Source organism: Achromobacter sp. Marseille-Q4954 (genome assembly GCF_943737025.1).
Lineage (GTDB): Bacteria > Pseudomonadota > Gammaproteobacteria > Burkholderiales > Burkholderiaceae_B > Achromobacter > Achromobacter bronchisepticus_A.
In genome coordinates this window covers 23270-44791 of the sequence record NZ_CALSFQ010000006.1, presented here as the reverse complement: position 1 = coordinate 44791, position 21522 = coordinate 23270, and the positions used below count along the sequence as shown (strand labels likewise).

General features: G+C 62.0%; 21 protein-coding genes, 1 tRNA gene and 2 pseudogenes. 19 read left to right on the top strand and 5 right to left on the bottom strand.

Annotated features, from left to right (window positions below):
- The first annotated feature begins 3 nt into the window (after positions 1-3).
- Positions 4-1266, top strand: coding sequence for an MFS transporter (locus NGK62_RS32170; RefSeq protein WP_251882133.1), 1263 nt, complete (start codon positions 4-6; stop codon positions 1264-1266).
- A gap of 83 nt (positions 1267-1349) precedes the next feature.
- On the opposite strand, the gene NGK62_RS32165 is transcribed toward NGK62_RS32170, so the two are convergent.
- Positions 1350-2222 carry an NAD(P)-dependent oxidoreductase gene (locus NGK62_RS32165; protein ID WP_059371871.1) on the bottom strand — a complete coding sequence of 291 codons (873 nt, stop codon included), beginning with the start codon at positions 2220-2222 and terminating at the stop codon, positions 1350-1352.
- 159 nt (positions 2223-2381) lie between these two features.
- Between NGK62_RS32165 and NGK62_RS32160 the strand changes: the two genes are divergently transcribed.
- Positions 2382-2810, top strand: coding sequence for a PaaI family thioesterase (locus NGK62_RS32160; protein ID WP_059371872.1), 429 nt, complete (start codon positions 2382-2384; stop codon positions 2808-2810).
- Between the two features lie 13 nt (positions 2811-2823).
- Here NGK62_RS32160 and cls read toward each other — a convergent pair whose 3' ends face one another.
- Positions 2824-4281 (bottom strand): cardiolipin synthase, encoded by a 1458-nt coding sequence (cls, locus tag NGK62_RS32155; RefSeq protein ID WP_059372791.1) that lies wholly within the window; start codon positions 4279-4281, stop codon positions 2824-2826.
- A gap of 184 nt (positions 4282-4465) precedes the next feature.
- Between cls and NGK62_RS32150 the strand changes: the two genes are divergently transcribed.
- Positions 4466-4541: transfer RNA gene (locus tag NGK62_RS32150), tRNA-His, on the top strand.
- Between the two features lie 551 nt (positions 4542-5092).
- Positions 5093-5191: pseudogene (locus NGK62_RS32145) on the top strand (transposase domain-containing protein); the annotation flags it as partial.
- Between the two features lie 107 nt (positions 5192-5298).
- Here the strand turns inward: NGK62_RS32145 and NGK62_RS32140 are convergent.
- Complete coding sequence (locus NGK62_RS32140) at positions 5299-8070, bottom strand: hypothetical protein (RefSeq protein WP_251882131.1); 2772 nt, start codon at positions 8068-8070, stop codon at positions 5299-5301.
- A gap of 327 nt (positions 8071-8397) precedes the next feature.
- Here NGK62_RS32140 and NGK62_RS32135 point away from each other — a divergent pair.
- Positions 8398-8783: pseudogene (locus NGK62_RS32135) on the top strand (transposase); the annotation flags it as partial.
- Between the two features lie 284 nt (positions 8784-9067).
- Here the strand turns inward: NGK62_RS32135 and NGK62_RS32130 are convergent.
- A complete protein-coding gene (locus NGK62_RS32130; RefSeq protein WP_251882129.1) occupies positions 9068-9826 on the bottom strand; it encodes an FkbM family methyltransferase in 759 nt (252 codons plus the stop codon).
- A gap of 383 nt (positions 9827-10209) precedes the next feature.
- Entirely contained in the window at positions 10210-11301 is a 1092-nt protein-coding gene (locus NGK62_RS32125; protein WP_251882127.1) for a S24 family peptidase, read from the bottom strand.
- 109 nt (positions 11302-11410) lie between these two features.
- Here NGK62_RS32125 and NGK62_RS32120 point away from each other — a divergent pair, with 109 nt between their 5' ends.
- The 14 genes from NGK62_RS32120 to NGK62_RS32055 all read left to right on the top strand — a co-directional run bounded on the left by NGK62_RS32120 (position 11411) and on the right by NGK62_RS32055 (position 21516).
- Entirely contained in the window at positions 11411-12244 is an 834-nt protein-coding gene (locus tag NGK62_RS32120; RefSeq protein WP_251882125.1) for a YdaU family protein, read from the top strand.
- The gene (locus NGK62_RS32115; RefSeq protein ID WP_059371881.1) at positions 12231-12974 is read left to right on the top strand and encodes a hypothetical protein; all 744 of its coding nucleotides are present in this window, start codon (positions 12231-12233) and stop codon (positions 12972-12974) included. Before NGK62_RS32120 ends, NGK62_RS32115 begins: the two co-directional genes overlap by 14 nt.
- Positions 12967-13323: a hypothetical protein gene (locus tag NGK62_RS32110; protein WP_059371882.1), complete on the top strand. Its 357-nt coding sequence runs from the start codon at positions 12967-12969 to the stop codon at positions 13321-13323. Before NGK62_RS32115 ends, NGK62_RS32110 begins: the two co-directional genes overlap by 8 nt.
- Entirely contained in the window at positions 13320-13580 is a 261-nt protein-coding gene (locus NGK62_RS32105; protein WP_059371883.1) for a hypothetical protein, read from the top strand. Before NGK62_RS32110 ends, NGK62_RS32105 begins: the two co-directional genes overlap by 4 nt.
- 317 nt (positions 13581-13897) lie before the next feature.
- A complete protein-coding gene (locus NGK62_RS32100) occupies positions 13898-14431 on the top strand; it encodes a phage neck terminator protein (RefSeq protein ID WP_251882123.1) in 534 nt (177 codons plus the stop codon).
- 4 nt (positions 14432-14435) lie between these two features.
- Positions 14436-15914, top strand: a complete 1479-nt coding sequence (locus NGK62_RS32095) for a DUF3383 domain-containing protein (protein ID WP_118933198.1) — start codon at positions 14436-14438, stop codon at positions 15912-15914.
- A gap of 9 nt (positions 15915-15923) precedes the next feature.
- Complete coding sequence (locus NGK62_RS32090) at positions 15924-16355, top strand: phage tail fiber protein (RefSeq protein WP_251882121.1); 432 nt, start codon at positions 15924-15926, stop codon at positions 16353-16355.
- A gap of 1 nt (position 16356) precedes the next feature.
- Positions 16357-16791 (top strand): hypothetical protein, encoded by a 435-nt coding sequence (locus NGK62_RS32085; protein ID WP_251882119.1) that lies wholly within the window; start codon positions 16357-16359, stop codon positions 16789-16791.
- A 168-nt stretch (positions 16792-16959) separates the two neighbouring features.
- Positions 16960-18627: a phage tail tip lysozyme gene (locus NGK62_RS32080; protein ID WP_251882117.1), complete on the top strand. Its 1668-nt coding sequence runs from the start codon at positions 16960-16962 to the stop codon at positions 18625-18627.
- Complete coding sequence (locus tag NGK62_RS32075; protein ID WP_118933195.1) at positions 18627-19271, top strand: phage baseplate protein; 645 nt, start codon at positions 18627-18629, stop codon at positions 19269-19271. The genes NGK62_RS32080 and NGK62_RS32075 overlap by 1 nt, the downstream gene beginning before the upstream one ends.
- Positions 19268-19567 (top strand): phage baseplate plug family protein, encoded by a 300-nt coding sequence (locus tag NGK62_RS32070; RefSeq protein WP_118933194.1) that lies wholly within the window; start codon positions 19268-19270, stop codon positions 19565-19567. The genes NGK62_RS32075 and NGK62_RS32070 overlap by 4 nt, the downstream gene beginning before the upstream one ends.
- Positions 19564-20445: a baseplate hub protein gene (locus NGK62_RS32065; protein ID WP_118933193.1), complete on the top strand. Its 882-nt coding sequence runs from the start codon at positions 19564-19566 to the stop codon at positions 20443-20445. The genes NGK62_RS32070 and NGK62_RS32065 overlap by 4 nt, the downstream gene beginning before the upstream one ends.
- The gene (locus NGK62_RS32060; protein WP_059371893.1) at positions 20438-21169 is read left to right on the top strand and encodes a hypothetical protein; all 732 of its coding nucleotides are present in this window, start codon (positions 20438-20440) and stop codon (positions 21167-21169) included. Before NGK62_RS32065 ends, NGK62_RS32060 begins: the two co-directional genes overlap by 8 nt.
- Positions 21166-21516 (top strand): contractile injection system sheath initiator, encoded by a 351-nt coding sequence (locus NGK62_RS32055; protein WP_118933192.1) that lies wholly within the window; start codon positions 21166-21168, stop codon positions 21514-21516. Before NGK62_RS32060 ends, NGK62_RS32055 begins: the two co-directional genes overlap by 4 nt.
- Positions 21517-21522 lie beyond the last annotated feature (6 nt).

The following is a 21522-nucleotide window of genomic DNA, read 5'->3' as shown; positions in this document are numbered from 1 at the left end:
CAAGTGGAGAAGCAAGAGTCGGGCGGCTGGTATTTCGGCTGGAACATCGTAGGCGCCGCTACGGTACTCACCCTGTTGACGGTCGGCCTGCGCATGGGGGTTGGGCCGTTCTTCCTGCCCATCGCGGACACCCTGGGCTTTACGCGCAGCACGCTCTCCAGCATCGTCGCGCTCGGCATGCTCTGCTACGGGCTGGCCATGCCGCTGGCGGGGTATCTGGTCGGAACGCGCGGCACCCGCTTCGTGCTGCTTACCGGCACCGCCATCGTCGTGTTGTCGATCATCTGGACGGTCTACGCGCGCGGGCCCATCGAGTTCCTGCTGTCCTTCGGCGTGGCGCTGTCCATCGGCCTGGGCTTCACCAGCCCGGTGGCGTTGACGCCGGTGATCAGCCGCTGGTTCACGCGCCAGCGCGGCATGGCGCTGTTCTTCCTGTCCACTGGCTCCATGGCCGGCATCGCGCTGATGACGCCGACACTGACCTTTGCGATCTCCGCCGTGGGCTGGCGGGAAACCCTGCTGGGTTTCGCCGCGCTGTTCGCGCTGCTGACCGTGCCTATGGCGCTCTTCGTCATGCGCGATGAAGCGCCCGAGCACACCGATCTGCTACCGCACCAGATCATCGACAAGGCCGGGCCGGCCAAAGCTGCGGCGAAGCAGCCGGCGCCCAATGTGCGCGCGGCGCTGAACTCGCTGCCGTTCTGGCAGGTGGCGCTGGGCCTGTTCGCCTGTGGTTTCAGCATGAACCTTCTGGGCACGCATGGCGTGCCCATGCTGATGGACCATGGCTTTGACGCCACCACCAGTTCGCTGGGCATAGGCCTGATCGGCCTGGTCGCCATCTTCAGCACCCTGGTCCTGGGGCGTATGTCCGACCAGGTCGAACGGCGCGCCATCCTGGCCGCGATCTACCTGGTGCGCGGGCTGGGTTTCTTCGCGCTGGTCATGGTGGGGGCGCATTGGGAGCTGTACGCCGCGGCTACCCTGGGCGGCATCGCGTGGGCCGGCAGCATCGCCTTGTCGTCGGCCATTCTTGCGGACGTCTACGGCGTGCGGCTGGTGGGCGTGCTCTACGGGCTGGTCTACCTGGGCCATCAGGTCGGCGGCATGATCAGCTCATGGCTGGGCGGCTGGGCCTACGAAACCTTCGGCACGCATTGGGTGGCCTTTGGCTCGTCGGGGACGCTGCTGCTGGCGGCCGCCTTGATTTCCCTGCGCCTGCCGGCGCGGGGCTTGCCGCGCGGGGTGGCGGTGGCGGGGCGTTGAGCCCCGCGGACTGCAGGCCGATGCTGCCCGCAGCGTCTGCCATCGCGTCCGTGACGCCGGACGCGATGGCCTCTGAGGCCGTCCTAGCGGTCCTTCAGCAAGGACACCAGTTCCGGCACGTAGCGGTCGCCGCCGCCTTGCGTGACGGCCTGATCGAACGTGTGCTGCACGGCCGCGCCGATTTCCCGCACCGCGCCCGTTTCCGCGGCCATGGTGTTGTAGTAGGACAGATCCTTCTGCGCATTCGACATGAAGAACCGCAGCGAGGACGGGTCCTGCTCCAGCAGGTAGGGCTTGATGCGTTCCAGCGCCACGCCGCCGCCGCCGCCCTTGGCCAACACTTCGGCAAACACCGCCGGGTCAATATCCGCGCGCAGCGCGCAGGCCGCGGCTTCCGACAACAGCGCGACCACGCCCAGCGACACGTAGTTGTGCAGCAGCTTCATGCGATGGCCGGCGCCGATGGGGCCGGCGTGCGTGATGTTTTCGGCGAAGCAGGCCAGCAGCGGCTTGCATTCCTCGAACAGCGCGGCGTCGCCGCCCACCAGCAGGTTGAGCCGGCCTTCGGCGGCTTCCTTGGGGGTGCGCGTCATCGGCGCATCGAGGAAGCGGCCGCCGGATTCCGTCACGGCCTGCGCCACCTTGACGGTGGAAGAGGGGATCGCCGTCGAGCAATCGATGATGACCGTGCCCGGACGCAGGCCCGCCAGCACGCCGCCCTCGGACAGCAGCACGGCTTCGACCTGCGGGCTGCCGGTAACGCAGAGGATGATCACATCAGACTGGGCCGCCAGCGTGGCGCCATCGGTCACGCTGGTCGCGCCCGCTGCCTTCAACGCGTCCAGGGGCTGGTTGCCCGGATGTTCCAGCACGGTCAGCGCATGACCATGCTTGACCAGATTGCTTGCAATGCCATGGCCCATGAGGCCGATACCAACCATGCCGACTTTCGCCATCTTCCACTGCTCCTGCCATGTAGGGGTTTGTTATGGCGTAAATCTTACTCTGACTTGCGGATCGTCCGCGCCGCGATCACAGGTTTGCGGGTAGCGGTGCCGGCCGCGGTCTTCTTTGCGATACTTGAGGTATTCCGCGTGAAAAAACCAGGCTTGAGCATGACAGACTCCATTCCTTCCGGTTTCGCGCCATGGCGCCCCAGCAGCCCCTTCATGGAGCACTTGGCGGAGCTCGGCGCGCTCTACAAGCGCGACGCCGATTGCGTCCTGGCGCTGCGCGTGGGGCAGGCGCACACCAACATGCACGCCATCGCCCATGGCGGCCTGCTGGCCACGCTGGCCGACAGCGCGCTGGGCCACACCATCGCCGAGCAGGCGCAGGCCTCGGTGGTCACGGTGCAGATGTCGGTGGAATATTTGAACCCGGTCAAGCCCGGGGATTGGCTCGAAGCCCATGTCCGCATCGACAAGCAGGGCCGCCGGCTGATCTACGCCACCTGCCTGCTGCAGGTCGAAGGCCGCGTCATGCTCAAGGCCAACGCGGTCTTCGCGGTGCGCGCCGCACCCGCGCCGGCTTCCGACGGTTGAGCTTCTTGGGGGGCTACAAGTAAGGCGTAGCCAGCCAGATCACCTTGTTGCGCAGGCGCTTGGCGAACGGCGCGCGCAGCAGGTTCTCCAGCGTCTCGCGCTGGCCCTGCGCGATCAGGCCGTCGACCCGCGCGCCGATCCAGCGTGCCACGCCGGGATCGTAGATCTCGGTGTCCAGCTCGAAGTTCAGCCGCAGGCTGCGCGGATCCAGGTTGGACGAACCCACATAGGCCCAGGCGTCGTCCACCGTCATCAGCTTGGAGTGGTCGAACGCGCCATGCGAACGCCAGACCCGGCAGCCCGTGCGCACCACCTGGTCCAGCTGGGCCGTCATCGCGTAGTCCACCAGCCGCAGGTTGTTCTTGCCCGGAATCACGATGTCCACCACCACGCCGCGCCGCGCGGCCGTGGCCAGCGCGCCGATCAGCGTCTGGTCGGGCAGGAAGTAGGGCGACTGGATGCGCACATGGCGCTGCGCCACCGCCAGCGCGCCCAGCAGCATATTGTGCGTACTGCCCAGCGCGCGGTCCGGGCCGGACGGCACGCAGCGCATCGGCACGTCGCCCGTGGGGGGCAAGGCCTCGGGATCGAACCAGGGCCTGGCCGGCAGCGATTCGTGCGTCGTGAAGTTCCAATCGTGCGCAAACACCGACATCAGCTGCGTCACGATCGGTCCTTCCACCCGGAAGTGCGTATCGCGGTTGGTGTCGTCGCCTGCCAACGCGCTGACGAAGGCCGCGCGCACGTTCATGCCGCCGGTAAAGCCCAGACGTCCGTCCACCACCAGCACCTTGCGGTGGCTGCGCAGATTGGCATAGGGCATGCGCAGCACGCCCAGCGGATTGGTCATGAAGCGCGCCACCGGCACCCCGCCGCGCGACAGCATGCGCACGATGGGCGGGCGCGAGTACTTGGAACCGATGGCGTCGATCAGCACCCGCACCTCGACCCCGCGCTCGCGCGCCTCGATCAGCGCCTGCGCCATCTCCCGCCCGATCGCGTCGTTGTCGAAGATATAACTCTGCATCGCCACCGCGTGGCGCGCTTCGCGGATCGCCTGCAGCATCGCCGGATAGGCCTCGTCGCCACCCGCCAGCGGCCGCACCGCGTTGCCGCCCAGCAGGCGGAAACGGCTGACGCGGTCGCCCAGCACCTTCAGCGACGCGAACTGCTGGCCCGAGATCGGCGCCACATCCACCGGCGCGGTCTCGACCTGCTCCGCATCCACCACCATCGCCTCGTCGCGTTGCTGCGACAGCCGCGTCTTGCGGATCCGGTTGATGCCCGCCACAAAATAGAACAGCGCGCCGAACAGCGGCGAAAACAGCGCCACCCCCACCCAGCCTATGGCCGCCCGCACGTCCTGTTTGGTCATCGCGGCATGCACCGCCGCGCCCGTCCCGGCAACGATGCTGATGGCAAATACCAGATGGGGCCAGTAATCGATCAAGATTGCGTGTATGCGGTCCATGGCGATGGCGTAAGCGCGGCCTCCGTAGATGATCAATGGCGAAGGATAGCAAGGTGGCCCGCGCTGGCAAGAGGGGCGGCGGGGCAGGTTTCACACGGATTAAAAAAACGTGCTAGAATTCGGCCTCTTCGTTGTTGAGCAGCTTTCGAAAGCAGCACGGCAAAGAAGAAAAGCAGTATCAGAGGTGGCTGTAGCTCAGTTGGTAGAGTCCCGGATTGTGATTCCGGTTGTCGTGGGTTCGAGCCCCATCAGCCACCCCAAAGAATTCAAATGAGATCAGGCACTTTCGCGGAAGCAAAGTGCCTGATCTCATTTCGCAATGTGGATCTTTAAAGAATAAGGAAACTTCCACATTTTTAAATTTACTCGGTCGCTCTCGCAATTCTGCGTCGGTCATAGTGCTTCTCCGTCGTTTGTGGGGTTTGTGTGCCAGGCAAAGTCGTAAGCGTCGCTGGTCTTTGATCTAACTTGGCGGTAACAGCGTGGTGGGACGTGCCTTGGAGAGCGAAAAGTACAAGGGATGCTGTGTGACCACCTGCGACGAGGCCTTCGTCCAGCTCTCGAATAGCAGGTGCCGCGCCGCATATGGTTCCCGGCCGAAGTACCGTGCGCCGACGTCCATCACGAACCCGTGTCCACGCCGTGCCGCTGCGGCTACTGCCTGACGCGCATGGGCGGGGGGTCACCGAGAAGCTGACTTTCTGCCGGGCGTTTGCAGCGTCGAACTCCACATCGATGGCAAGTAGGTGTGTGATCACAGCGAGATGTTCGCGCAGGCGCTGGTGCCCGCCATCATGAGCTTGATCCCGTCGGACATGATCCGTATGCCTATCTGAAGGGCGTGCTCACGAGAGTGCCGAGGCAGAAAAATCATCAGATCGCCGGGATGCTGCCGCATCGGTGGATATAGGCCAGGTAGGCGTGAGCAAGCAAATGCGTTGGCCCGCGCGGCAGGCTCCCGAGAGCCTGCCTCTTCCCTCGGAAGCGCAGCGGGAAGCAACTCATCGATTTGCTCGCCTACGTATTCGGGCGCGCTATCGATTGAGCTGAGACACTTGCGGCTATTGCAGACCGTTCCCCCCCACTCGCAGGACTAGCCAGCGAACGAGTGTTTGACGAGATGAGGGAGCGTTGATGCCATTCCGTCCATGCCATTAGAGGCAGCAGAGATCCGAGGATCTGTAGTTCCGCCAAGTACATAAATACCGACGCCGGTTGCAGTAGCCAGAATACAGCCACTCTCAATAGGACAGCAACAGCTACCAGAGAGGTTGCTGGAACCCGGCGGAAACAGAAAAGTAGCGCAAATGCGAGCAATACTTGTGGAGTTCCCAACGCGAGGCGTTCATACCAGGAAAGAACGTTCTGCGTAAGAGTGGGGTACAGGTGTACTGGCGCTCGATAGCCAGCTAGGATCGCCATATCTTTCAACCGAGCATCTTTGCCGGAAAATTGGTCATCGTAGGAAAGTCGAAAGAATGGGCGGTCAATATATTTCCTTACCATCCACGCGGCTGTGTTGTCCATGCCCAGTGCATTCAGGGCAGTCGCGGTACGTAGCGTGGCAAATTCGACCGGATGCCGCATGGCATTCACCACGAAGGCTCTCTGCAACTCTGCAAGATCTTCTGGTGTACCGGGACCCTTATTGGTCTGATGCCAATAGATGATGTCCGATGGCGTCCAGTGTTCGATGGAATAATCCACATTGAGCACTTTGCCTAGGGTTGCAGATAGTGCCACTTGCTCGGTGGGAGGCAAGGAGCCCCCGCGTAGCATTCCCACAAGAGGGTTGATAAGGGCGGTTTGCTTGTAGAGTCTGGCGTTGTGTTGCCAGTTGTCGTAGTTGTCCATTACGTATGGGACTACTATCGGCGTTATGCTCGCCCATATGGCGGCGATGGCCAAGCATGCACGCATGCTGTGCCGCCAATGTCGACCAAATGCAAAGCCAGCCAATAGCGGTGCGATGAAGACGACGTTGTCTATTCGTAGCAACACAATCATGGCGCCGAGGATCGCTAGCAGCAGGTAGTGCCAGCCTGGCAATTGCTGATCAGTCGCGCGATACTTGGTCAACAATGCGAATACATAGATGCCAAAGCCGCTGAGCGCTACTGCGTTGGTAGCGTCGCGCAATTCGGTTGCCGAGACTATTGTGGTTCCAGTGAACGCCAGTATGGCGACGAGGTATACACAGACCTGCGGTCCTTTCGCTCCGACGTTCAATGCCTGTAATGCCACCCATAGTACGGCAAGACCGACCACAGTCACTTTCAGCAGCAACGACAACTCAGGCGAGGCGAGGTTGATCATGGCGGAGACGAACAGGGGATACCCTACTCCATACCATAGGTCCATGCCGCCGACACCGTGCAGACTGAATGGGCTAATGGCGTCTATACCACCGAAAAAGGCTGGCCATCCCACGCTGACGGTGAATACCATCCAGGCGCCCACGATCAGCAAGCAGCTACCGGCTGCTTGAAGGCAGTATCTCCGGGCCAATTTGCATACCTCGAAGATCGGAAGCAGCAGCAACACGCACAATGCGGCGAGCAGTGATGTCGCGAACCTGCGTGCCTGATCGGCGTGTGTCAGCGGCGATGGTATGGCCGGATATGAATATTCGTTCTTCCCGATGTGTTGTAAAGGGGTGAAACTGGATGAACCAGACGACATGCGCAGCACGAAAAGTGGTGTATCGGGCGCATCCAGCCGTATTCGTTGGACAGCGCCTACAGGGGCTGTCCATGCACCACCATACTTCAAGTGTGCGCCAGACCAAGCGACCAGCAAGCCGTCTTGATACGGCAGGCATACCAAGTAGCGCCGTGCGGGGGTGGAGCTGTTGTCTGCCGTTGTCGAAACTTTGGGCGCTACGAGTTCAAACGCTGTAGCTGTTTCAGTGGAGATTTTGACACCGACCTCCGCTTTCGGATCAAACTCTGCTATTAAGGGCCGTCCATGGTTGCATTCAAGGGCTTTCTCGCGCGATCGATAGATGTCAATCGGGTTAAAAATTGCCAGCGGCGTAATGGTTGGTTGCAGGCTGACCGTAGGAGTTGTATTCGGGACGTGGTACGCCTGCTGATTCGCATAGTTATCAATCGGCAGCGGTAGGGTTTCCGCATATTCGTGACGAGTCCCAAGGTACGCCGTCGCGCGTCGCGGCTCTGTTGCAGTTGCCATGTCCGGACTGACAATCAGCAATTCGACGGGGCCTGCCGCGGACATTTTTGCTGTCCCGAGCCAGACTAGGACGCCGGTCAGCGCCGCTGCGAAACCGACGAAATACTGGAGCCTCGTCGCTAGTTTCGACGCTCGCACGCTCAGCAAGAGAATCGACCATGCGAAAAGTGCGGTGGTCGCAATTCTAAATGGCATGGAGAAATCTGCCGGCATTAAGTCGGGCAACGCTACATCTATACTGTTTCCAGTCGGTGAATAGAGGTCAATTCTGGAATGGTATTCATTGGCCGCGATCTCGACGATTCCAGCATACTGTCCGGTCGCGAACCGAATGACTCCCCCGTCGGGCCAGCTCGGAGGGACGAGTATGGTTTTCTTAGTGCCCTCAAAACCGACAATAGCGTTGTCCCGCGGCGCCCACCCCTCGAATCCCTTGACGCTCATGGGGCCGGAACGATGTCCCGTTCCTAAGACCCATACCTCCGCCCCTTTAGCAGACTCCCCCTTTTCGCCTGTAACTGTCAGGGTAACGGTGGGGTAGGTGTGGAACGCAGGGGCAGCCGACCAGAACGCCAGCGCGAAAAAGATGGTGGTCAAGACGGGAAGCGCCAGCCTTTTTGGGGTTGGCCATGAGCGAATTGGGAGAAAGATCGCTGCTGTGCCTATGAGCGTCAATGCGGCTAGCGGTCCCGGCGCCGACAGCGTGGCACCGGAACTAAGTGTGTAAGCGCCGGACGCAAGAACTAACACCAATAAAAGAAACAGGATTTTTCGCATTATGTGCCAGAGTCGCGGCGCTAAGCTTGTAGGAATGCTCGAATATACGGAGCGCGCTGAATCTAACATAGATGGGATGGCGTTGCGCGACGGGCCTATCCGTAATCTTGTGTGCGAGCCATATCATGAGGACTAAAGATCATGGATATGCCGATGAAGAAGAAACGCACAGCCGCCGCTCGGGCAGCGGCCCGTGGGCCGCTGCCCGAAGTGCCGGCCGAGTTGCTGGATCATCTGGTCAAGGGACCGATGACACCCAGTGAGGTTCAGGATCTGTTCCTGTCGTTCCAGAAGGCGGTGATCGAGCGAACGATGGCCGCGGAGATGAACCTGCATTTGGGATATCGGCCAGGCGAGGACAAGCCCGAAGGCCAGGCTGACAAGCGCAACGGCGCCAGCGGCAAGACGGTGCTGACTGAGCATGGCCCGGTGCGCGTGGAACTGCCCGCGACCGGGACGGCTCCTTCGCTCCGATCCTGATCCCCAGACACGAGCGGCGCTTCACCGGGTTCGATGATCGGATCATCGCCATGTGCCCCCCCCCCCGGTGCACTTCATGCCCCGGTTAACCCTTGCTACGATCGTCTATCAACCGGTGTTAACTTGACAGGGGGGGCTTACAAGCGGGCTCTGGCGCTGATTGAAACGTCGGTGATTGGGCTTTCTTTGCCAGCACCTCACGACACCGCCGAATCAATGGGAGGACGCAGATGAATTCGTGGGGAAACCTTAGAGTCTGATATTTTCTTTCGGTCGCGAAGACGGAGCAAGCCATGATCCAAAACGTGGGAGCTATGGGGCGTCCAATATAGACGGATCAGCTAAGGAACTTAGGGCCAGAGTTGTTGAACGTTCGTTCGATGTAAAGACTGGTGAAAATACACCGCGAGAAGAGGATGTAATCTCGCTCTCGCATAAATCGGTGGATCGTGGAATCAGCCGGCCGGTCAGCAACAAAGCTGATGTCTTCGACGGCTACCACTGAGGGCCTGTGGGATTCCCAATCGCCAGAATCAAGCACCTCGATATCCAATTCTTCAACGTCAATGTTGAGGAAATCTGGCGCCTTCCCATGGAAGTATTCATTGATGATGTCCGCAAGAGTCAGTACCTCCACCAGCGTCGGTGCGGGAACCTCTATCTCGCTGACAGCGGCGACAGCCTTGGCGAAATCTTTGTTCGCGGTATTACTCGAGGCCCAATCGTGGAAGTTGTAGTACTCCATGTGCCCCTTCTCGGCACCCACCGCCTTGTTGATACTTGTGTCTTTGGGCCTGTACTTTCCACACTGTTCGATCATGAATGGATTCGGGTCAACGTTGACTCCTGTCCATCCGCGCTGATAGAGGGCCATGGTATTGGAATACAGAGCGGGGTGGTAGCAGCCTATATCAAGATATCGGCCGGTACTCAAATCTTGGAAGATGAACTGTTCGATACTGTCTTCACCCCAGTGGGAAAAGACCGTTTTCGAATGTTCCGGTAGTGCGTGAGCCAATCGTTCTGCAAGGCTAAGGCGCTCATCTTCGGTGGATGTTATTCGGAGGCGAAGTTCCTCAATTTCGCGCCGTGCCATGTCAGACTCAGATTGCGCTGCGTCTCTCTCCATTATCAATCGGCGAATGTCGGGAATGGAAAGTAGCAGCTTCTTCGCAAGTCTCCGGAACATTTTGCCTCCAAAGGCGCATAAAAGGATAATTGAGGGGTGCTGCCTTGCCGATTGTATGAACTTTAGATCGGATTACAAGCCTGAATGTTTTGCTCGCCTTAGCGGGATCTTTCGCGTCCGCAGGAGACAAAATGAAAGATTTTGCTTGCGCGGAAGCCTTTCGGCCATTTGTCGTGCCCGGGTTGCTTCATAAACCCGATGCACTGCGAGCGGAGCGAATCTCGGCCAAGAAAAAGCTACCCGAGGTTGGCTCCCGCGATTGCTCGCAAGGCGAGGTCCCGAGACCCCCATCACTCAACCCGCCACCGCCCCGCCTCATCATCCCGCAACCTTGCACCGGCCCACACAACCCGCCCCAACACCCGCACCGATGCCCCGTTCTCCAGCGGTATGTCATCGTGCAAGGAATTGAACGAGCGCGCCACCCATTGTCCGGTAAGCCGTTCCCTGGCCACCGTCTTGACGATCATCTTGCCGTCGTAGTTGATGGCATAGACGCCGCCGGCGGCGATGTCCTGCAGCGTCAGGCTTTCGTTGGGGACCACCAGCAAGGCAGCGCCGTCACGGATGACGGGTTCCATGCTGTCGCCCTTCGCGTAGACGACTCGGCCCCGGCCGTTGTCCGCGCCTACCGATCTGAGGAATGACTTGCGGAACTGGATCATGCCGGTTTGCTCTTCGGCGTGGTTCTCGATGGGGTCGCCCGCCGCCAGCCGCACGTCGGCCAGTTCCGGGACCTTCTCGAACCTGTCGTTGGCCGCGGGCGGTTCGCCCACGCCTACGTTGGCGACCACGCCTGTCTGGGTGCTGATCCGGACCCGGCCTTCGCGCTCTGTCTGGCGCGTGGTCTTGCCGCCTTCCCAGGGCGCCGCGGGCAGGTCATCGATGCGCATGGGGAACTCGTCCCGGGACAAATAGGTGTCCACCAGCGAGTCGCTGCGCAGGACCGTCGGCATTTGCGGCGCGGCAGTCCCAGGGGATACGTCAATCCCCAGCTTCAATTGCGCGATCGCCAACGCAAGCGCGCCCTGCAATTTGTTCAGCTGATCCGGGGGCAATGCCCGCACCTGTTCTTCCGGGATGCCCGGGAAGGGCCACGGAGGGGGCGCCAGCACCGCTGCGGCCAGGGATCCATCGCGCGCAGGCAGTTTCGGGGCGGTGCCGTCATACAGCCATTGCGCGTTCACGCGCAGCAGCGGGGCGACCTTGATGCAGGTCGCCATGTCCATGCCGTTGGACCCATTGAACCAATGCGTCGCGGCGCCGGAAGAGGCGCCGGCGGCCTTCCATAGGTCTGTCTTGGTAAGGCGTGGCTCGGCCGCGTCCGCCCGACGGGCCGCTTCCTCGTTGAACGCCTGTGTGATTCGCTTCTGAAAGGTCATCTTAGGATGCTAAACAAAAACAATCTTAGTTGGCTTGCATTTAGAATCTTAGCATTCTAAGATTTAAGAATGATAGCGAGGTAAGACTGGCGGGGATGCAAAAACACGCATGAACTACTACAGCCACAACATCGGTGACTACGCACAGGCTACGGCGCATCTGAGCCTGCTCGAGGATGCCATCTACAGTCGCCTGCTGCGTCGGTACTACGCCGAAGAGCAGCCCATCGTGGACAACCTGCAGCAGGTATTCCGGTGGGTGGGCGCCCGTAGCGAAGAAGAAAGAGAGGCGGCCGCGCAGGTGCTGGCCGAGTTCTTCGTCCTGCGCGATGGCCATTGGCACAACAAGCGGGCGGACGTGGAGATTGCCGCGTATCACGTCAAGGCCGAGACCGCCAAGGCCAACGGCAGGCGAGGCGGCCGGCCCAGGCAGGGCGGGCGCAATCCGGAACAACCCAGTGGGTTTCCCATGGGTTTCGACGAGCAACCCGGCCATGGCCCGGCAGAAGGCGGATCGGAAGCTAACCAAGAACCAGGAACCAAGAACCAGGAACCAACAGAACACGCCTCCCGCAAGCGGGGAAGCGGATTCGATGCTTCCGTGATCGAACTGCCGGATTGGCTGGACCGCGAGGACTGGGTCAGCTGGATCGCCGACCGCAAGGCCCGTAAAAAGCCGGTGACGCAGGAGGGCGCCAGGCGCCAGCTGCAACAGCTTGCCGCCTATCTGGCCGCAGGGCACCGGCCAGGCGCCGTGATCGCAAACAGCATCGCGGGCGGGTATCAGGGCCTCTTCCCGCCGCGGACATCCGCTACAGCCGGCCAACAACCGGCAGGCAGGGCGCAACGCCTGGCCGACTGGACCGAGGAGCTGCGAGAAGTACTGGCCGACGATGGCAGGCCGCGCGAGCGGTTCATGGGGACGATCGATGCAACCCGCTGACATCCCTTCCGCCACCATGGGCGCGTTGGTGGTGAACGAAATGCTGCTGATGTACGGCGCCAAGTTCGCGCAGCAATGGCAGGGTCTGACCGCCCGCGAGTTGAAGGATTCATGGAACCAGAAGCTGGCGGGCCTGGACGAGGTGCAGGTGCGCCGCGGCCTGGTCGCCTGCCTGACTCAGGAATGGCCGCCGACGCTGCCGCAGTTCATCAAACTATGTTGCCCGTGGATGGTTCCCGAAGTGGCGTATCACGAGGCCGTGCGCGGCCTGTCCGCGCGCAGGCGCGGCGAGCGCGGCGCCTGGTCGCATCCGGCGGTGTACTGGGCTGCGGTGGGCGTGAGCACGGTGGATCTGCTGGGCTGCACCTACGGGGCCATCAAGGCGCGCTGGGAGAAGACGCTGAACGAGGAACTGGCGAAGGGCGTGTGGGCGGATATCCCGCTGCCTCGCCCAGCGCTGCCCGCGCCCGGCCAGACGCTGGCCACGCGCGCCGAGGCCGAGGCGGCGCTCAAGAAAATGGGCGCGCAGAAGGTTCTGAGGGACCGTGGATGTCCGCCCCGGAGCTGGATCGAAAAGTGGGAGGCGCGCATCGCGCGCGGCGACCACCCGAGCAAGGGCATCGCCGACATGCTCAAGCGCGCCAAGGGCGAAAGCCAGGATACGGAGGGCCGTCTGAAGAACGGTTCCAACGGCAAGACAGGTAAACAATGCGAGGTGGCTGATGAGTAAATTGACGGGTGACGATCTGATCTGGAACTGGGCCCGATGGACCTGGTCCGGCGCTACGGTGGGAAACATGGAGGTGTATCTCTCCGAAGAGGAGGACTACCGGCCCATCAACCATCACCACGCCATGGAGGTCGAGGCGATGCACGCCGCGCTGCCTTGGCACGAGCGCATGATCATCATTGCCGAATATCCCCAGAAGAACGTGATGTTCGGCCAGCTGGACGGCAGGGCGCGCCGCGCGAAGGCGCTGGACTGGATTGCCGATACGACCGGCGTGGCCCTGACCGAAACCGAATACAAGTTGTACCTGGGCCTTTTTCGCGGCCTGGTGGAAAGGAGGCTGGCGTGAAGTACGCGCACGAGGTGATGGATCTGATGGCCTGCTATCCCGGCCGCTCATTCCGTTTGATGGAGCTGGTCCGTCATGTGTCACGCGGCCGGTGTCTGTCTGCTCCTGAAAAGACACGCCTGCAAAGAGGCATCCAGCGCGCCATGGATGCGCTGCAGGATACCGGCAGCGTGCTGATTCAAGAGCCCCAGCAAGGCGGGCACGGCCGTACCTATGCATGGCGTGTGACGGTTCCGTCACAAGACCCCGCCCCATAGGTCACGCAATCGGTCACAATTTGTCCGGGGCATTGCGCCCCAAACAAATGCAGCCCTGGCCACGTGCCGGGGCTTTTTGTTTTCGGCGCATGGCTTCGGTTTTTATGGGCGGGGCAGGGGGCGAACTTCTTTGCACAGCGTGTGACGATTCCGTCACAAGACCTCGACCCAACGGTCACGCAATCGATCACAATTGGTCCGGGGCATTGCGCCCCTGACAAATGCAACCCCGAAATACAGCCCCGGCCACGTGCCGGGGCTTTTGCATTTGGGCGCGATGTTTCGGCGCCTGTCTTCTTCAGCAGGAATTCAACTCCATGAGCGTTCAGATCAGCATCACTGAAAACCAGCTGGTAGAGGACCTCGCCGCATTCTTCAAGACTTTGGTCGACTGCGACGTAGTCCGCGGTCTGCCCAGTTGGGTTCCCGCGCCACCGCGCGAGTGTGTCGTCATCACTCCGTTGGCGGCGCAGGGCCTTTCCGTGCCGGTCATGACCTATGCCGATCCGTCGCCCGCGGCGGGGAAACGAATCATGACCCAGGCCACGCAATGGTCTGCCCGGGTGGATGGCTACGGCGCGCGGGCCCTGGACCTGGCGCTCACGTTGTCGATTGCCCTGCGCAGCCAGTACGGGTGCGAGTTCCTGGGGAATCTGGGACGGGCTCAACCGCTATACGCGGGCGAGCTCAAGCAATTGCCCTTCGAGAGCGGAGAAAGCCAGACCTTCGAGCGGTGGTCGTTCGACGCCGTCCTGCAGTTCAACCCTTCCATCAGCGTGCCGCAGCAGTTTGCGGACCACCTTCACGTGGGCCTCATCGAGGCCGACACCACCTACCCTACGGGAGCTTAATCCTATGTCCATTCCCGCCAGTGAAATCGTCCAGGTCGTGCCTGGCGTGATCGCCGCCGGCGGATCGGCGCTCGATTTGAACGGCCTGATCCTGACCCACGATACTGCCGTCCCCATCGGCACCGTCCAGAGCTTCGCGACTGCGCGCGACGTCCAGCGCTTCTTCGGTCCCACCTCGACCGAAGCCGCCCTGGCCGACGTCTACTTCAACGGCTTCGACAACTCGACCCGCAAGCCGGGCAATCTGCTGTATGCCCAATATCCGGCGGCAGCGGTTTCCGCCTATTTGCGTGGCGGCTCGATGGCCGCCGTGACGCTGGCCCAGCTGCAGGCGCTGTCCGGCATCCTGACGGTCAGCGTGGATGGCGTGGCCAAGACGTCCTCCAGCATCGACCTGTCGACGGCAACGAGCTTCTCGAACGCCGCCTCGATCATCGAAGCGGCGTTCACCGCCATGGGCGCGACCTGCGGCTATGACGCGCAGCGCGCCGCTTTCGTGATCACCTCGGCCACCGACGGCGCCGCCAGCACGGTCTCCTATGGCAGCGGCACCCTCGCATCGGGCTTGAAGCTGACGCAGGCCGCAGGCGCCCTGGTGTCGCATGGGGCCGCGGCCGGCGTCCCGGCGGTGGACATGGGCCGGATTATCGACCTGACCCAGAACTGGGCGGCGTTCATGACGACCTTCGAGCCCGATACGGCCGGCAAGGTGGCGTTTTCGGCGTGGACCAATGCCCAGGGCGACCGCTACGCCTACGTCGGCTGGGACACCGATGTCACCGCCACGCAGCAGGGCAATACGTCCAACTGGGCTGCTGTCGTAAGCGCCAACGAGTACTCGGGTTCCGTGCCTGTCTACAAGGACATCCTGCATGCAGCCTTTGTCCTGGGCGCGGTGGCGTCTCTGGACTTCGAACGCACCAACGGCCGCGCCACGCTGGCGTTCAAAGGCCAGTCGGGCCTGGCGTTCTCGGTGACCGACGCCACGACCGCTCAGACGCTGATCGACAACGGCTACAACTTCTATGGCGACTACGCCACCAGCAACGACCGCTTCCGCTTCCTGTACCCGGGCCAGATCAGCGGCAACTGGAAATGGGTCGACACCTACGTCAACCAGATCTGGCTGAACGCGGCGTTCCAGCAGGCGCTGATGAGCTTGCTGACCCAGGTGAACGCCATTCCCTACAACATCGACGGCTACACGCTGATCGACGCTGCCTGCCTGGACCCGATCAACGCCGCGGTCAACTTCGGCGCCATCCGCGCCGGCGTGACGCTGTCGAGCCAGCAGAAGGCGCAGATCAACAGCCAGGCCGGCGTGGATATCTCCGACACGCTCCAGACCCGCGGCTGGTATCTGCAGATCAAGGACGCGACGCCGCAGGTGCGAGAGGCTCGCGGCACCCCGCCCATGACGTTCTGGTACCTGGACGGCGGTTCCGTCCAGCAGATCACCCTGGCCTCGCTGGCCATTCTTTAAGGATTCAACATGGCGACTTTGACCAGTGCCAACTCGGTTCTGATGCTTACGGTGGGCGGCGTTTTTTCGGTGCCGCAGAAAATCGAGGGCTACGCTTCCGACAGCGCCTTCACCTTCGACGCTGCCAAGCCCGCGCAGGTAACCATGGGCGTGGACGGCCGCATGTCGGCCGGCTACGTGCCGGTCCCCTGCGTGCAGACCATCACGATCCAGCCCGACTCCCCGTCCATGCGCATCTTCGAGATCTGGATGGCGGCCAGCGAAACGGCCCGGGAAGTGTTCTATGCAAACGGCACCCTCAACATCCCGTCGATCGACCGCAAGTACACGCTGACCCGCGGCGTGCTGACGCAGATTCCGCCGGCGCCGGATGCCAAGGCGATGCTCCAACCCATGGCGTTCCAGATCACCTGGCAGAACGTCTCTCCGGCGTTGGTGTGACATGGCCAGAAAGCAGATAACCCTGACCATCGGCGCGGAAGGGCGCGACAAGGGCAAGGTGTTCATCCTGACGGAGCTTTCTGCCTACGACGCCGAGGAATGGGCCGGCCGGGCGCTGTTTTCGTTGATGAACGCCGGGGTGGAAATTCCGGAAAACATCGCCGAGGCAGGGCTGGCCGGCGTGGCCGCCATGGGCATGAAGGCTCTCGCCAAGCTGCCTTTCGACAGCGCCAAGCCCTTGCTGGACAAGATGATGGATTGCGTGCAGATCCAGCCCAGCCCAAGTGTGACGCGCGAGCTCATGTCTGGCGATGTCGAGGAGGTGGCGACCCTGTTCGCGCTGCGCAAGAAAGTCCTGGGCTTGCACCTGGATTTTTTTACGGCCGCCGTCCCATCGACTTCGGGCTCCAAGTCCACAACGGCGGCACGCGCCTGATTCGCTACGCCAATATTCCCCGGAGTATTGGCGTGGTGATTTCCCGGCATCCGGGCCTGCTGCACGACCTGCAGACGGTCTACGGTGCCGAAGACCTGTACAACCTGCTTGAGGTGATTGCGGTGGACGCACACAACAGGCGCGTCCTAGCTGAACCGAGGTAATTGCATGGCCACCATCACCGATGCCTTGCTCGTCACTGCGGGTTTCGATCCGAAGCGTTACGCGGCGGACACCATCACCGGCGCGGCCGGCCTGGGGCAAATGGCCGAGAACCTGGGCATGAGCACGGAGCGGCTGTCTGCCTGGCAGATGGCGGCCGAGCGGGCTGGCGGAACCGCGGAAGCCATTTCCGCCCAATTGAGGGAATCCTCGGGCGAGGTAGCCAGATTCAACCGCGGATCCGCCGCGGACTCGCTACCCGCGTTCTTCCGCAACGGCGGCAATGTCGGCGACCTCAAGGATGGGAACACCTACCTGCTGGCCAGGTCGAGGATCATTGCCGATCTTTACCAGAAGGACAGGGCTCAGGCCGCGCTGGCCGCCCAGGAAATGGGCATCAGCGAGGGCCTGTTCAATCTGTTCAAGCGCGGGCCCGACGAGCTCGAGCGGATGCTTCAGGTCCAGGAGAAACGCGCAGCCATCTCCGGCAACGATGCGCAAGCGGCCGCGCAGCTGCGTGACCGCTACCTGGACCTGCGCGATACCTTTGAATCGGTGAGCGTCAAGGTGCTGCTGGCGCTCATGCCGGCGTTCGAGCGGATTATCTCGCTCGCCCAGGGCTGGGGCGATTATCTGCTTGAGAACCGCGACGAGATCGTCGAGTGGGTCGACGCAGCGGCGCAGGCCATCGTGAAGTTCGTCGATGCAGTCGATTCGGCGGCGCAGGCGGTGGGAGGATGGCAAAACGTCCTGCTGGCGTTGGGGACGCTCAAGATTCTGTCCTGGGCGAATTCGCTGCTGAGCCTGGCATCTGCCTTGGGGGCCGTGGCTACGGCTCTCGGAACACTTGGTGGCGCCGGTGCGGCGCGTGGACTGGGTGCATTGAGAGGCTTGGGTCCTGCGGCGTTGAGAGCGGCAGGACCTGTCGCGGCAGGCATCGCATTGTTGTTCAATAGCAGGGACACGAACGTAGGCGAGGCCGAATTCCTGGCAGCAAGGGACAATCCCGCGCTAAGGAGTAAAGAGGTTCTCGATGCGGTCAGGTACTTCGAGTCCAAGAAGGGCTACACCCGGGAGGCGGCCGTGGGGCTGGTGGCCAACCTGCAGGCCCAAAGCAACCTGGACCCCAGGGCCGTGGGCGCCGATGGCGCTTCCGCCGGCATCGGACTATGGAATCCGCGACGCCAGGCCGAGTTCAAGCGCATATATGGCATGGACCTGCGCGAGTCCACGGTTGAACAACAGCTGGATTTCGTCGCCAGCGAGTTGGAGAGCACCAGGCGTAGGGCGGGAGTACATCTGGCCGCTGCCACCACCCCGGCCCAGGCCAGCGTGGCCGTGTACCGCCACTTTGGATTGAACAAGTCCGAAGGGGCCAGCTCAAGCGAAGAGCGCAAGCTCGCCGCCGCTGCCGGGGCAATCTATGGGACGCTTTTCCTCGAAGATCAGGAACGAGGCGCCGCGGCTGCGGCTACGACGGTCGCGGCAGCCCAAGCCAGCGCTGCCGCCATCCCGAGCAGCACGGCAACCACCAGCAATACGTCCGAAACTCATATCCACGGCCCCATTACGGTTATGACGCAAGCGACGGATGGCGAGGGAGTCGCCCGCGATTTGGGACGTGTGGGGCGCTCCCAGAATCTCGTCCAACAAGGCAATACGGGGATGTTCTGATGCCGTTTATTCCTTTTCCCGATGTCCCGAGCGGTCCGGGCGTCCCCGCGGTCTTCCGCGCGGCGACGCTTCCTTCGGTCTTCGAACCGGCAAGCTTCGAACTTGCGGCGCTGACCGATAGGATCTTCGGTCCTCCTCGCTGGGGGCTGTATGGCGTCGATGGGCGGCAGATGCTGGTCTTCGAGACGTTCCTCAGCATTGCTTTCAATCAGGGCAGCCAGATATCCAGCTATCCCTCGGAGCAGGGCGGATTCTCGTCCTTCAACAAGGTCGATGCGCCATTCGAGGCGACCATCAAGCTGGCGCATGGCGGTGATCCGGCGTCGCGCAACATCATGTTGTCCGTGCTGGAGCGCATTGTCGGCAGCACGGAACTGTACTCAGTGGTGACGCCCGAGATCGTCTATCCGTCGGCCAACCTGGTGAAGTACTCGTACACCCGCGCAGACAAGAACGGCTCCAGCCTCCTGATCGTCGATCTGACGCTGCAGGAAGTCCGGCAGACGGCCGTCCAGCTATCGCCGGCCACGCAGGACCCCAGCGGCGCGTATGAAGTGAGCAATGGCCAGGTGCAGGCGTTCGAGATTGATGCCTATCCCCGGCGCGACCAGAACAAGGTGGCGGATCTGGAGCCCATCCAATGAAGAGAATTCCCCTAAGACCCGTGCCGGCGCAAACGCTCAGCGTCGTGCTGTCCGGGCAGAACTGCCAGATCGCCGTCTACCAGAAGTCGACCGGACTCTATCTGGATCTTGAACTCGACAATGCGCCCATCGTGACCACGGTGCTTTGCCATGACCGGGTACGGCTGGTGCGGTCAGCTTACCTGGGCTTCGTCGGCGATCTGGCTTTTGTGGACACTCAGGGCCACGTCGACCCGCAGCATCAGCATCTCGGTTCGCGTTTCGTCCTGGCATACCTGGAGCCTTTGGAACCATGAGCTTCATCAAACGCCGGCTGAACGTGACCATCAGCCTGGGCAAGGGGGAGTTCGGCGATGAGCAGGGGCCGGATGTGACGCTCAGCGGCTACAGGATGACGGTGGATATTCCTCTCCATACCGTATTCGAAAACAGTCCAATGACCCTGCAGATCCACGGACTGAATCAAGACCTGATGAACAAACTGACGACGATAGGACCCGTCATGACGGAGCGCCGGGGAAAGAATCTTGTCCGGATCGACGCAGCGGGAGACTCGGGTGTTCCCTGCGTGGTCTACGAAGGAGACATCGTCGAGGCCTGGGGTGGTTACGGAATGGGGGCAGAGGGCAAAGCGGCCGCGGGGGGCGTATTCACAGTCAAGACCGAGGTGGCTGGGGCCAAGCAGGTAAAGCCCGCATCCGCCAGGTCGTTTCCCGGCGCGAAAAAGGCGCAGGAAATCATGTGCGATATCGCCAAATCAATGGGATACAAGGGCGAAAAAAGTGGGGAGGACTATGTGTTGGCCGACCCCTATTTTTCCGGAACCGACATGGACCAACTACGCAGTTGCGCGAAGGCCGCCCGGGTCAATTTCACGATAGACCGCGGCATCCTGTCAGTCTGGCCGGAGGGCGGATACCGAAAGGGCGATCCGATTCTCGTGGCGCCGGAAACGGGGTTGATCGGATATCCGGCGTTTACGAGCAAGGGACTGCAACTGACGACGCTCTACAACCCGCACCTCGGCTTGGGAAAAAGAGTGCAGGTCATCAGCACCGTCGAACCCGCGCATGGCGAGTGGATCATTGTGAGTCTGTCCCACAAGCTGGAGGCAGAGGTGCCTGGCGGCGTCTGGCAGTCGGTGGCCGTATGCAAAAGGAATCTCAATGGCTAAGCAATACGGATACGCAGGGCTGGCGCAAGCCGGCCAGGGCGACAGCGAGTTCGGGGCCTTGCAGTTCCTGATCAGCCAGGCCCTGAATCGAGTCAGTACGGCGACGCTGGTCAAGGTGGTGTCGGTGACGAATGCAGGCGGACTGTCTCCGGTGGGTTTCGTCGATGTGCAGCCGCTCGTCAACCAGCTCGATGGCGCCGGCAATGCCGTGCCGCACGGGGTCCTGCATCGTCTTCCCTACTTTCGCCTTCAGGGCGGAGCGGACGCCGTCATCCTGGACCCGAAGGTCGGGGATATCGGGATGGCGGCTTTCGCGAATCGGGACATCTCGCTGGTGAAGACCTCAAAGGCGCAGAACAACCCCGGTTCCTGGCGTTCCCACGACATGGCGGACGGGCTGTATTTCGGCGGTCTGTTGAATGGAACCCCGGTGCAGTACGTGCAGTTCACGGCGGACGGCATCAACGTCGTGTCGCCCTCTAAGGTGACGGTGGCCGCACCCAATATCGAACTGAACGCCAGCGCGCAGTGCGCATTGAATTCGCCCCGGATCGTGCTGAACGGGACGGTGCAGCAAGGCGGCGGATCCTTCGGCGGCACGTCTACCTGGCAGGGCGACATGCACACGCTGGGTACGCTGCGCAACAACGGCAAGGACGTGGGCAGCACCCACACGCATTCCGGCGTGCAAAGCGGGCCGGCAAACACAGGAGCGCCCAATTGAACACGTTGCTGCTAGACCGGACGGCTTGGGACCTGGTGCTTGATGCCGCGGGAAACATCGCGCTGGCGACCAAGCCCTACGCCGTGGCGCAAGACGTCGCCAGCGCCATCAAGCTGTTCAAGGGGGAGCTGTTCTACAACACCGCCCCAGGCGTTCCGTATTGGGAAGAATTCCTGGGCCATCAACCGCCGCTGGCGTTGGTGCGGGAGCACGTCCGGCGAGCCGCGCTGACAGTCCCGGACGTGGCCGACGCGGTCTGCACGCTGACCTCCTATACCGACCGCGCCCTGGCGGGCTACGTCGCAATCACCCTGCAAGACGGAACGACGCAAACCGTCAGCTTCTGAGGAAAC